Below are 13,130 nucleotides of genomic sequence, written 5' to 3'. Positions count from 1 at the left end.
TTAGTTCACCCACACGCGGGCGTTGCGGAACATGCGCATCCACGCGCCGTCTTCGTTCCACTCTTCCGGGCGCCACGAGTTCTGCACGGCGCGGAACACGCGCTCCGGGTGCGGCATCATGATGGTCACGCGACCGTCGCGGCTGGTGAGGCCGGTGATCCCGCGCGGCGAGCCGTTCGGGTTGGCCGGGTAGCTTTCGGTGACCTTGCCGTGGTTGTCGACGAAACGCATGGCCACGCAGCCGGACAAGTCGGCTTCGAGCAAGGCTTCTTCGCTTTCGAACTCGGCATGGCCTTCACCGTGGGCGATGGCGATTGGCATGCGCGAACCGGCCATGCCCTGCAGGAAGATCGAGTTGGATTCCTGCACCTGCACCATGGCGACGCGGGCTTCGAACTGCTCCGAGCGGTTACGCACGAAGTGCGGCCAGAACTCGCTCCCCGGGATCAGCTCGTGGAGGTTGGACATCATCTGGCAACCGTTGCACACACCCAGGGTGAAGCTGTCGTTGCGCTCGAAGAAGCCCTGGAACGCGTCGCGGGCACGGCTGTTGAACAGGGCCGACTTGGCCCAGCCTTCGCCTGCACCCAATACGTCGCCGTAGGAGAAACCACCGCAGGCCACCAGGCCCTTGAACTCATTGAGGTCAACGCGACCGGCGAGGATGTCGCTCATGTGCACGTCGATCGCATTGAAGCCGGCGCGGTCGAACGCGGCCGCCATTTCCACCTGGCCGTTGACGCCCTGCTCACGCAGCACGGCAACCTGTGGGCGGATGCCTTTCTTGATGTACGGCGCGGCGATGTCCTGGTTGACGTCGAAGCTGAGCTTGGTGCTCAGGCCCGGGTTGTCTTCTTCCAGGATCACGTCGAATTCCTGCTCGGCGCAGTCGGCGTTGTCACGCAGGCGTTGGATCTGGTAGCTCGTCTCGGCCCACTGGCGTTGCAGCAAGCGGCGCTGGCCGGCAAACACGGTGTCGCCGTTGAACGAGATGTTGATCTCGCCGTTGTTGATCGGCTGGCCGATCACCGCCACGCAGTCGTCCAGGCCAGCGGCGCTGAACTGTGCGAGTACGTCCGGGGTTGCGTCCTGGCGAACCTGGATCACTGCACCCAACTCTTCGTTGAAGAGGATGCCGTTGATTTCAGAGGCGTCCTCGGCAACGCTGTCGAGCACGATGTTCAGGCCGCAGTGACCGGCGAAGGCCATCTCGACCACGCTGGTCAGCAGGCCACCATCGGAACGGTCGTGGTAAGCCAGCAGGTGGCCGTCGGCGTTGAGGCCCTGGATCACGGCGAAGAAGGCTTTCAGGTCTTCGGCGTCATCCACGTCCGGCGCCTGTTTGCCAAGCTTGCCGTGGGTTTGCGCGAGGATCGAGGCGCCCATGCGGTTCTGGCCACGGCCGAGGTCGATCAGGATCAGGTCGGTGGTGCCCTTGTCCATGCGCAGTTGCGGGGTCAGGGTCTGGCGGATGTCGGTGACCGGCGCAAAGCCGGTGACGATCAGCGACAGCGGCGAGGTGACGCTCTTGTCCACGCCTTCATCGTTCCAACGGGTGGCCATGGACATGGAGTCCTTGCCCACCGGAATGGTGATGCCCAGTTCCGGGCACAGCTCCATGCCGACCGCTTTTACGGTGTCGTACAGACGCGCATCTTCACCGGGGTGACCGGCAGCGGACATCCAGTTGGCCGACAATTTGATGTCGGACAGCTTGCCGATGCGCGACGCGGCGATGTTGGTGAGGGTTTCACCAATGGCCATGCGGCCCGACGCCGGGGCGTCCAGCAGGGCCAGCGGCGTACGCTCGCCCATGGCCATGGCTTCACCGGTGTAGACGTCGAAGCTGGTGGCGGTGACGGCAACGTCGGCCACCGGCACCTGCCATGGGCCGACCATCTGGTCACGGGCCACCAGGCCGGTGATGGTGCGGTCGCCGATGGTGATCAGGAAGCTTTTGCTCGCCACGGCCGGGTGGTGCAGCACACGTTCGATGCTGTCGGCCAGGTCCAGGGCGCTTGGGTCGAAATCATCGCCCAGCTCGGTTTCACGTACCGCCGAACGGTGCATGCGCGGGGCCTTGCCCAGCAGCACTTCGAGGGGCATGTCCACCGGGCTGTTGCCGAAGTGGCTGTCGGTGACCGTCAGTTGCGGCTCGGCAGTGGCTTCGCCGACCACGGCAAACGGGCAACGCTCGCGTTCGCAGATGGCCTGGAAGCGCGCGAAGTCTTCAGGGCCGACCGCCAGTACGTAACGTTCCTGGGATTCGTTGCTCCAGATTTCGTGCGGGGCCATGCCCGGCTCGTCGTTTGGAATGTTGCGCAGTTCGAAGCGGCCACCGCGGTCGCCATCGTTGACCAGCTCCGGGAAGGCGTTGGACAAACCGCCGGCGCCGACGTCGTGGATAAAGCTGATGGGGTTCTTGTCACCCAACTGCCAGCAACGGTCGATGACTTCCTGGCAGCGGCGTTCCATCTCAGGGTTTTCGCGCTGTACGGAAGCGAAGTCGAGGTCTGCCGAGCTGGTGCCGGTGGCCATGGAGGAAGCCGCGCCGCCGCCCAGGCCGATCAGCATTGCCGGGCCGCCGAGCACGATCAGCTTGGAGCCGACCAGGATCTCGCCTTTCTTGACGTGTTCTTCACGGATGTTGCCCATGCCGCCAGCCAGCATGATTGGCTTGTGGTAGCCGCGCACTTCATCGCCACGGGGGGTGGTGATGGACTGTTCGAAAGTACGGAAATAACCGGTCAGCGCCGGACGCCCGAATTCGTTGTTGAACGCGGCGCCGCCCAGCGGGCCTTCGATCATGATGTCGAGCGCCGTCACGATGCGCTCAGGCTTGCCGTACGGCACTTCCCATGGCTGTTCGAAGCCCGGGATCTGCAGGTTGGACACGGTGAAACCGGTCAGGCCGGCCTTTGGCTTGGCGCCACGGCCGGTGGCACCTTCGTCGCGGATCTCGCCGCCGGAACCGGTGGCTGCGCCCGGGAACGGGGCAATCGCGGTCGGGTGGTTGTGGGTCTCGACCTTCATCAGGATGTGCACCGGCTCCTGCACCGCGCCGTACTGGCGGGTTTCAGGGTCCGGGAAGAAACGGCCGGCAACCGAGCCGACGATCACCGAGGCGTTGTCCTTATACGCCGACAGAACGCCTTCGCTGTGCATCACGTAGGTGTTCTTGATCATGCCGAACAGGCTTTTTTCCTGGCTCTCGCCGTCGATGTCCCAACTGGCGTTGAAGATCTTGTGACGGCAATGCTCGGAGTTGGCCTGGGCGAACATCATCAGTTCGATGTCGTGGGGGTTGCGCTTCAAGCCGGTGAAGGCGTTGACCAGGTAGTCGATCTCGTCTTCGGCCAGGGCCAGGCCCAGCTCGGTGTTGGCCTTCTCCAGCGCAGCGCGGCCACCGCCCAGCACGTCAATCGCGGTCAGCGGCTTGGGTTCGGCGTGGCTGAACAGGCCGGCAGCCTGTTCCAGTTGGCTGACGATGATCTGGGTCATGCGGTCGTGCAGGCTGCTGGCGATCAGCTCGGCCTCGGCGTCGCTGACCCCACCTTCGACGTAGAACGCGATACCACGCTCCAGGCGCTGGATCTTCTCCAGGCCGCAGTTGCGGGCGATATCGCTGGCCTTGCTCGACCAGGGCGAGATGGTGCCGAACCGTGGCAGAACCAGGAACAAGCGGCCGGTCGGCTCTTGAACGGGAACGCTTGGGCCGTACTTCAGAAGGCGTGCGAGCACTTGCTGTTCGTCGGCGGTCAAGACGCCGGTAACGTCGGCGAAGTGAGCAAATTCAGCATACAGGCCTGTAACCGCTGGAACCTTCTGGCTCAGTTGTTCAAGGAGTTTGCTGTGGCGAAAGGCAGAAAGGGCAGGAGCGCCGCGCAGGATCAACATCTTCGGGACAGCCTCGGGAAGGGGTGTGCTTTGAGGCCGTGCATTCTAGCGTAAACCATCGCCAACGGCACCCGAAACGGCACCGCTGGCGGCTGCCGAACGTCAGTTAACACGGTTTGCACGCTATCGGGGCGTTATCCAAGGCATTCCGCGCAGTTATTTTAACCGTCACAATCGGGCGCCAAGCCACGTTTCTGCGGGCTGCAGCACAGTTTTGGCGGCGCTAGCAGACAAGTCCGCCGCTGTCGAGATATGGCGCCGTGGGCCGTTTGCGTATACTGCGCAGATGTTCTCCCCAACTGCTTTGCGCCCGCGATGCGCCAGATGGCTCATCGTCACCGGACTCTTCCTGATGCTCAGCGCCTGTGTTGATAAACCCAGCACGCTCGAGCGAATCAAGGAGGATGGCGTATTGCGGGTGATTACCCGAAACAGCCCGGCGACTTACTTCCAGGACCGCAACGGTGAAACCGGTTTCGAATACGAACTGGTCAAGCGTTTTGCCGATGACCTGGGCGTGAAGCTGGAAATCGAGACCGCCGACAACCTCGACGACCTGTTCGGCCAGTTGGGCAAACCCAACGGCCCGGTGCTCGCCGCGGCCGGCCTGGTCAGCAGTGAGCAACGCCAGCAACAGGTGCGGTTCTCCCACCCTTACCTGGAAGTCACCCCGCAGATCATCTACCGCAACGGCCAGTCACGCCCGACGAACGCGGCGGACCTGGTGGGCAAGAAGATCATGGTGCTCAAGGGCAGCACCCACGCCGAACAACTGGCCGCGCTTAAGAAGCAGAACCCGGCCATCGAATACGAAGAATCCGATGCCGTCGAGGTGGTCGACCTGCTGCGCATGGTGGACGAGGGGCAAATCGACCTGACCCTGGTGGACTCCAACGAAGTGGCGATGAACCAGGTGTACTTCCCCAACGTACGGGTGGCGTTCGACCTCGGCAATGCCAGCAACCAGAGCTGGGCCGTGGCCGCCGGCGACGACAACAGCCTGCTCAACGAGATCAACAGCTACCTGGACAAGGTGGAAAAGAACGGCACCCTGCAACGCCTTAAAGACCGCTATTACGGGCACGTCGATGTGCTCGGCTATGTCGGCGCCTACACCTTCGCCCAGCATTTGCAGCAGCGGCTGCCCAAATACGAGAAGCACTTTCGCGCCTACGCCAAGGAAGAAAAAGTCGATTGGCGCCTGCTTGCAGCTATCGGTTATCAGGAATCGCTGTGGCAACCGGCGGTCACCTCAAAGACCGGCGTGCGCGGCCTGATGATGCTGACCCAGAACACCGCCCAGGCCATGGGCGTGTCCAATCGCCTGGATGCCAGGCAAAGCATCATGGGCGGCGCCAAGTACCTGGCCAAGATCAAGGACGAGCTGGACGACAAGATCGCCGAGCCCGACCGCACCTGGTTCGCCCTCGCCGCTTATAACGTCGGCACCGGCCATCTGGACGACGCGCGAATCCTGGCGAAGAAGGAAGGCCTGAACCCGAACAAGTGGCTGGACGTGAAGAAGATGCTGCCGCGCCTGTCGCAGAAGCAGTGGTACAGCAAGACCCGCTACGGCTACGCCCGGGGCGGCGAGCCGGTGCACTTCGTGGCGAACATCCGGCGCTACTACGACATCCTGACCTGGGTGACCCAGCCGCAGCTGGAGGGTAACCAGGTGGTGGAAGGTAATCTGCATGTGCCGGGTGTGGATAAAACCAAGCCGCCGGAAGACACTCCGCAACTCTGACCGCAACATTTCAGACACCACCTTTTGATCGCTACATGGATCAGAGGCCGGTGATCAGGTGGACCACTCCTCCCGCCAACACCATCACGCCCGCCACACCCGCCGCTTTCAACGCCGCCTCATCCAACCGCCCCGCATCCTGCAATTGCACCCGCACCCGCGTCAGCGCCACACGCTGCTGCGACCTGAGGTTATTCGCACCGCCCAGCGCACTCAGCACCTCGGCCGACAACAGCCCCTGTGTCGGCACCGCCACCGTCTCGGCAATCAAATCCGGGGTCAGGGCTTTCCAGAACGCCCGCTGCAATTTCTCGAACATGCTCAGTGCTCCACGACAGGTGAGGTTTCAACGGTGGCCGCGTGGTAGAGGCGCAAGGCCTCGCGTACCTGGACGGCCTCTTCCAGGCCCAGTACCTGACGGGCAATGGTCTGGCAGCCGGCCAGGTCCAGCCCGCGCACGGTGGCCTTGATGGTAGGGATCAGCGGCACACTGACCGACAGTTCATCCACCCCCAGCCCGAGCAACACCGGCACCGCCAGGGCTTCGGACGCCAGTGCGCCGCATACGCCCACCCACTTGCCATGGGCATGGGCGGCCGTGACGGTGGTGGCGATCAGGCGCAATACCGCCGGGTGAAAGCTGTCGGCCTGGCTGGCCAGGCGCGGGTGATCACGGTCCATGGCCAGGGTGTATTGGGTCAGGTCGTTGGTGCCGATGGAGAAGAAATCCACATGGGGCGCAAACACATCGGCCATCAGGGCCGCAGACGGCACCTCGATCATGATGCCCAGTTTGGGCAACGCGCTGAGCCCAAGGGCCTGGGCTTCTTCCTCCATAATCTGGCGGGCCAGGTGCAGCTCCGACAGCAGGCTGACCATCGGCAACATGATATGCAGGCGTGCCAGCCCGGCACTGGCGAGGATCGCGCGCAACTGTTCACGCAACAGCTCCGGGCGCTCCAGGCACAGGCGTATACCGCGCAGGCCCAGGAACGGGTTGGTTTCACTGTCCATCGGCACGTACGCCAGGGGTTTATCGCCGCCCACGTCCAGGGTGCGCACCACCAGATTGCGCTCGGTGCCCAGGGCACGGGCGATGGCGCTGTAGGTGGCGGCCTGCTCATCCACGCTTGGGGCGCGATTGCGATCCAGGTACAAAAACTCCGAGCGCAGCAGGCCGACGCCTTCACCCCCCAGGGCCAGGGATTGCTCCACTTCCTGCAACGAAGCGACGTTGGCGCTCACCTCGACGTGATGGCCGTCGCGGGTAATCGCAGGCACTAAAGCCTGCGCCACATCACGCTGACGTCGCAGCACGTGCTGCTTACGCGCAGCTTCCAGCTGTTCGATCTCGGCCAGGTTGGGATCCAGGTGCAACTCGCCTTTGTCGGCGTCGAGCAGGACCTGTTTGCCGTTGGCCAGCGCCAGCACTTCAAGCCCGACCCCGCATATGGCAGGCAGGCCCAAGGCCCGCGCCAGGATCGCGACATGGCTGGTCGCCCCGCCGCCGACGGTGACAAACCCCAGCACTTTTTTGGGATCGAGGCTGGCGGTTTGCGAAGGCGTCAGTTGCTCGGCGACCAGGATCGCGCGGTCGGGCAGGTCCCAGGCGCGGTCTTGAATACCGAGGATCAGTTTCAGCACGCGCTGACCGACATCCGCCAGGTCCGCCGCACGTTCGGCCAACAGGGCATTGCCCAGGTTCTGGAACAGCTGGGCAGTGGCAACCGTGGCGCTGTTCCAGGCAAACGCGGCGCTCTTGCCTTCGGCCAGCAGGCCATCGGCTTGTTCCAGCAGCGTCGGGTCTTCAAGCAACTCCTGATGGGCACGAAAAATCTCCGCCTGGGCACTGCCCGCCGCCTGGGTTTGCAGGGCTTGCAGCGCTTCGGTTGCAGCCAGCAAGCCACGGTCCAAAGCGGCGCGCTCGAACGCCTCGCCAGCGCCCTGTTCAATCACCTTCAGCTCGGGCTCAGCAACCTGGACCACTTGGCCAAACGCCGATCCCGGCGATGCGCAAACGCCTCGCAGCAGCGTCGCCGACGATACCGGCAGGGGCGCTTCAAGCTGTGCAGCCGGTGCCGCGATGGCCTCGCCGCAGCCTTCAAGCAACAGCGCGACCAGCACCTGGATCGCCGCCTCGGCGTCGTCACCGGCCGCACTCACTTGCAAGGTATCGCCCTGCACGGTTTGCAGCGCCATGATCGCCACCAGCGACTTGGCGTTGGCACTCTGGGTTTGCTTGTGCAGGTAAATGCTCGCGTTAAAACCTTTCGCCGCCTGGGCCAATACGGCGGCCGGGCGCGCGTGCAAACCGTTGGTGTTGGGCAAGGTCAACGGTTTTGAGAAGCGTGCATCGCCCTCCTCCTCATCGGCCTCCTCTACCCGGTTGCCGGGCGCAACCTGCAACACCGGTTGGCCCAATTCCACCAGGCCGCTTGCCAATGGCGTGAACGGCTCGCCGCTGACCACCAGCATCAAGGTCAGCAAACTGCGTGCGTGGAGTGCCACATAGTCGGCATCGAATTCGATCAAGGCTTGCCCGGCCTCCACCCGCTGGCCTTCCTCGACCAGGCGGGTGAAGCCCTTGCCCGCCAGGCTCACGGTGTCCAGGCCGATATGCATCAGCACCTGCACGCCGTTGTCGTCGGTGACGCTGACCGCATGCCCACTGTCCTGGATATTGCTGATCACCCCGGCCAGGGGCGCACACAGGGTCTGCGAGGTGGGATCGATGCACAGGCCGTCGCCGATCATGCGGCTGGCGAACACCGGGTCAGGCACCTTGTCCAGTGCCAGCAGCACGCCGGACAAGGGCGCCAGCAATTCCAGGGGTTGAGTTGCGGTCATGACGTCACCTGCCGTTTTGTTCTGTAAAAATCCTTGGGTAGATGCCTTCCCCATGGATAACTTATTTCCACCAGTATTCAACCTGCACGCCCACGTTCGACCCATGCCGCGCGGTGCCATAGGCGCCGGTGTCGGACAACGCCGAGCCCGCCGCCAGTTCATTCGCTGCACGCTTGGCCGCTTCGTTCCAGGTCGCATAGGTGTAGTACAAACGCACTTCCGGCCGCGCCCAGAAATCCGGGCCGTTGGGCGACCAGGTCGGGGCGAAGGTAAATTTGCTCAGCTTGCGCGTGCCGCCGGTGGCATCGACCTGATCATGCCCAAGCTCGGTGACCAGTTTGAATTGTTCGCTGATCGCATACGCGGGGCGTACGCCGATGGACATCCAGGTCTGGTCCTGGCTGCCGGGGCGAATATCCTTCTGGTACACCGCCTCGATCTGCCCACCAAAACGCGGGGTCACCTGCCAGTCGAAGAACTCCACGGCGCGATAACTTTTGCTGCTGTTATCCAGGAAGGTATTGCCGGTGTAGCCCAGGCCGGTGCCGGGGCCTTCGCCGTACTGCAAAGCGAATTTGTTCTTGCCGCCCAGGAAGGGTTTTTGCACATGCTGCGCGGTGAGTGCCCAGCCGCTGTGGGTGTCACGCCCACCGGCCTTTTCGATATGGCTCAAGCCCAGCTCCAGCTCGCCGCCGGGGTTGGTCTTGAAGCCCGCGACGTTGAAGTCGTGACGGGTGGCGTATTCCTTCTGGTACAGGTTGTCCTTGCGCGAAATGGCGTAGCTGTACTTGAGGTCGCCGATCAGCACGTCCTCGATTCCGCCGCCGGTGGCGCTCTGGTTCCAGTAGTAGAAGTCGGAAATATGGATGTCATTGCGTTTGTAGTAACGCCGACCGGCCCACAGCGAACCGCCATTGAGGGCTGGCAGGTTCGACCACTGCGCATACATCTGCGGCATGCGCGCCGAGCCGTTGTCTTCGCCCTGGAATTTAAGGGCGCGGTCGTATTGGTTGTACAGCGATGCCATAGCGTCAACGCTGAGCACTGAGCCATCGTCGAGGGTCAGCAGGTCCTGACGCAGTTCCAGCTCGGCGTACTGCTCGCATTCGTTGCCCAGTCGATATTTGGTTTGCGCCCCCGGCAACTGGAAACACTGCTGCTTGCCACTGCCTGTCGAGGTCCCCGCGCCGCTGCGCAAGTAACCGGCAAATTCCAGGGCCTGCGCACCGAATGGCAGGCTCAGGCAGGATGCAACGAGGCCCAGCTTTATTGTTGTTTTCATGAAGCACTCCGATATTTTTATTATGTTTTTTGAAGCACCCTGCGCTCTCCGTAGCAGCTGCGGGAGTTCCGGGTTCAGTCCTTCAGGTGCAGCACAAAGGATTCGTACGGGCGCAAAATCACCGTGGCCGTGCGTGGCGGGCAGTCCGGGTAGTTGCTGATCAGCAGGCGTTGCTCGGTCGCCGCGTCGATCACGTCGCCAGGCAGTTGGATTTCACAGGGCTGGCCATAGAAGTTGTTCAGCACCAGCAGGCGCTCGCCGTGGCCTTCGCGCAGGTACGCCCAGACCTGCAAATGGTCTTGCAGCAGTTGGCGGTAAACCCCTTCTTGAATCAGCGGTTCGTGACGACGCAGGGCGATCAGCGCGCGGTAGTGATGCAGCACGGAGTCGGGATCGTCGAGCTGGTGTTCAACGTTGATCTGCGCGGCATTCGCCGGGAGGCCGATCCAGGGCTCGCCGGTGCTGAAACCCGCATTCGGCTGCGCGTTCCACTGCATGGGCGTACGGCCGTTGTCGCGGGACTTCTGCATGATCGCCGCCATGCTCGCCGCTTCGGATTCACCGGCATCGCGCTTGAGGCGGAAGATGTTCAGGGTCTCCACATCGCGGTACTGATCGATGCTGTCGAAGCCCGGATTGGTCATGCCCAGTTCTTCGCCCTGGTACACGAACGGCGTGCCCTGGAGGAAGTGCAGCGCGGTGGCGAGCATCTTGGCCGAGACCACGCGATGCTCGCCGTCGTCACCAAACCGCGAGACCACCCGGGGTTGATCGTGGTTACACCAGAACAGCGCGTTCCAGCCGCCACCGGCCTGCATGCCCAGTTGCCAGTCGGAGAGGATCTGCTTGAGTTGCAGGAAGTCGAAGTCAGCCTTCACCCACTTCTGCAGGTTCGGGTAATCGACTTTCAGGTGATGAAAGTTGAAGGTCATCGACAGCTCTTTCGACTCTGGCCGCGAGTAGCGAATGCAATGTTCAAGGCTGGTGGACGACATCTCGCCGACGTTGATCAGGTCATGGCCTTCAAATACTTCGCGGTGCATCTCCTGCAGGTATTCATGCACGTTCGGGCCGTCGGTGTAGAAGCGGCGGCCGTCGCTGTTGTCTTCGGGGAAATCGGCGGGCTTGGAGATCAGGTTGATCACGTCCAGGCGGAAACCGCCCACGCCTTTGTCACGCCAGAAGCGCATCAACTTGAACACCTCGGCACGCACCTGGGGGTTGTCCCAATTGAGGTCGGCCTGGGTGTGGTCGAACAGGTGCAGGAAGTACTGGCCGGTTTGCGCCTCGTATTCCCAGGCCGAACCGCCGAACTTGGATTCCCAGTTGTTCGGCTGGTCGCGCCAGATGTAGAAGTCGCGGTAGGGGTTGTCGAGGCTGCTACGCGCCTGCTGGAACCACTCATGTTCGATGGAGGTGTGGTTGACCACAATGTCGAGCATCAGCTTGATGCCACGCTTGGCCGCTTCGCTGATCAGCAGGTCGCAGTCGGCCATGGTCCCGTAGCTGGGGTCGATGGCGTAGTAGTCGCTGATGTCGTAGCCGTTGTCCCGTTGCGGCGAGCGCAGGAACGGGGTGATCCACAGGCAATCCACGCCCAGCCATTGGAGGTAGTCGAGTTTGTCCACGATGCCCAGCAGGTCACCGGTGGCGTTACCCGCGTGGCTGTGGAAGCTCTTGGGGTAGATCTGGTAGATCACCGAGTGTTGCCAGTCTTGCATGGTGGGTTCCTTCAGTAGAATTGTGAGCGCGGTCAAATGTGGGAGGGGGCTTGCCCCCGATAGCGGTCGATCAGACGACGCGATAACCCGGCCGAACAATCTTCATGCTCAACGCACAGGTCAGAACAAACGGCACCACCATCGCGACCACCATCCCAATCACAAACATCGGAATGGCACTCGGCACGATCGAAATAAACCCAGGCAAGCCACCCACCCCGATGGCCGACGCCTGCACCTTGTTCAGCGACAGGAAAATGCTGCCCAGCGCCGAGCCCACCAGGGCCGCGTAAAACGGAAACTTGAAGCGCAGGTTCACCCCGAACATTGCCGGTTCCGTGATGCCGAAGTACGCGGAAATCGCTGAGGTCGAGGCCATGCTTTTATCCCGCGCATTGCGGGTGGTGTAGAACACCGCGAGCGCGGCGCTGCCCTGGGCCAGGTTGGACATCACGATCATCGGCCAGATAAACGTGCCGCCCTGGGTGGAGATCAATTGCAGGTCCACGGCGAGGAACATGTGGTGCATGCCGGTGATCACCAGCGGCGCGTACAGCAGGCCGAAAATCGCTCCGCCGACCATCGGCGCCAGGTCAAACAGGGTGACCACGCCTTCGGTGATCAGGATGCCGAGGTGACGGGTGACCGGGCCGATGATCGCCAACGCCAGCACGCCGGTGACGACGATGGTGGTGATCGGCACGACCAGCAATTGAATGGCGTTGGGTACGCGAGCGCGCAACCATTTCTCGATGACGCTCATGACATACGCCGCCATCAGGATCGGCAGGATCTGCCCCTGGTAGCCGACTTTCTCGATCTTGAACCAACCGAAAATATCGAAGTACGGCAGGCTCTGGCCGTCGAGCCCGGCGACCGCCTTGCCGTAGTTCCAGGCATTGAGCAGATCGGGGTGCACCAGCATCAGGCCGAGCACGATGCCGAGGATTTCACTGCCGCCAAAGCGCTTGGCCGCCGACCAGCCCACCAGCGCCGGCAGGAACACGAACGAGGTGTTGGCCATCAGGTTGATCAGGCTCCACAGGCCATCCAGGTTCGGGTAGGCCTCCAGCAGCGTCTGGCCCTCGATGAACATGCCCTTGGCGCCCATCAGGTTGTTCACGCCCATCAGCAGGCCGGCGATGATCAACGCGGGCAGGATCGGCATGAACACATCGGAGAACACCCGCACCAGGCGCTGCATGGCGTTGGTCTTGTCGGCGCCCTTCTTCTTCACATCGGCGATGGTGGCGGCAGCGAGGCCGGTCTGTTCGCGCAGGGCGGCGTAGACCTTTTCCACTTCGCCGGGGCCGATCACCACCTGGAACAAACCGCCGGTGAAGAACGAGCCCTTGACCAGATCGACCTGGTTCAACGCGCTGTTGTTGACCAGGCTCGGGTCCTTGAGCGCCAGGCGCAGGCGGGTCACGCAGTGGGCAGCTTGCTCAAGGTTGTCGCTGCCCCCGAGGTGCTCGAGGATCTCGCGGGCAATGTTGGAATAGTCGTGGCTCATGCTTGGTTTCCACTTTGATTTTTTTATTTGGGGGGCAGTCATTGGCAGCACGCCGAAGGCAAAAGTACTCGTACAGACGAGTTAAAGCAACAACTCGTCTGTACGAGTTTGATTTTGTTTATT

Annotated in this window: 7 protein-coding genes; 1 reads left to right on the top strand and 6 read right to left on the bottom strand. The window is 62.5% G+C overall.

The window, feature by feature from the left end; genetic code table 11:
- Positions 1-3,897: a phosphoribosylformylglycinamidine synthase gene (gene purL / locus B9N88_RS18200; protein ID WP_027605439.1), complete on the bottom strand. Its 3,897-nt coding sequence runs from the start codon at positions 3,895-3,897 to the stop codon at positions 1-3.
- Positions 3,898-4,183: 286 nt separating this feature from the next.
- Here purL and mltF point away from each other — a divergent pair, with 286 nt between their 5' ends.
- Complete coding sequence (gene mltF, locus B9N88_RS18195; RefSeq protein ID WP_027605438.1) at positions 4,184-5,644, top strand: membrane-bound lytic murein transglycosylase MltF; 1,461 nt, start codon at positions 4,184-4,186, stop codon at positions 5,642-5,644.
- Positions 5,645-5,684: 40 nt separating this feature from the next.
- On the opposite strand, the gene B9N88_RS18190 is transcribed toward mltF, so the two are convergent.
- The 5 genes from B9N88_RS18190 to treP all read right to left on the bottom strand — a co-directional run bounded on the left by B9N88_RS18190 (position 5,685) and on the right by treP (position 13,007).
- A complete protein-coding gene (locus tag B9N88_RS18190) occupies positions 5,685-5,963 on the bottom strand; it encodes a PTS transporter subunit EIIB (protein ID WP_027605437.1) in 279 nt (92 codons plus the stop codon).
- 2 nt (positions 5,964-5,965) lie between these two features.
- On the bottom strand, positions 5,966-8,491 hold the full coding sequence (ptsP, locus tag B9N88_RS18185; protein WP_027605436.1) for a phosphoenolpyruvate--protein phosphotransferase: 2,526 nt from the start codon (positions 8,489-8,491) through the stop codon (positions 5,966-5,968).
- 61 nt (positions 8,492-8,552) lie between these two features.
- Positions 8,553-9,773 carry a maltoporin gene (locus B9N88_RS18180; RefSeq protein ID WP_027605435.1) on the bottom strand — a complete coding sequence of 407 codons (1,221 nt, stop codon included), beginning with the start codon at positions 9,771-9,773 and terminating at the stop codon, positions 8,553-8,555.
- 74 nt (positions 9,774-9,847) lie between these two features.
- On the bottom strand, positions 9,848-11,494 hold the full coding sequence (gene treC / locus B9N88_RS18175) for an alpha,alpha-phosphotrehalase (protein WP_027605434.1): 1,647 nt from the start codon (positions 11,492-11,494) through the stop codon (positions 9,848-9,850).
- A 70-nt stretch (positions 11,495-11,564) separates the two neighbouring features.
- A complete protein-coding gene (treP, locus tag B9N88_RS18170) occupies positions 11,565-13,007 on the bottom strand; it encodes a PTS system trehalose-specific EIIBC component (protein WP_027605433.1) in 1,443 nt (480 codons plus the stop codon).
- Between the last annotated feature and the right edge of the window lie 123 nt (positions 13,008-13,130).

It is taken from the genome of Pseudomonas sp. LAMO17WK12:I1, assembly GCF_900177315.1.
Lineage (GTDB): Bacteria > Pseudomonadota > Gammaproteobacteria > Pseudomonadales > Pseudomonadaceae > Aquipseudomonas > Aquipseudomonas marginalis.
Note: the sequence above shows the minus strand (reverse complement) of the source record. Positions and strands in the feature narration are given on the sequence as shown.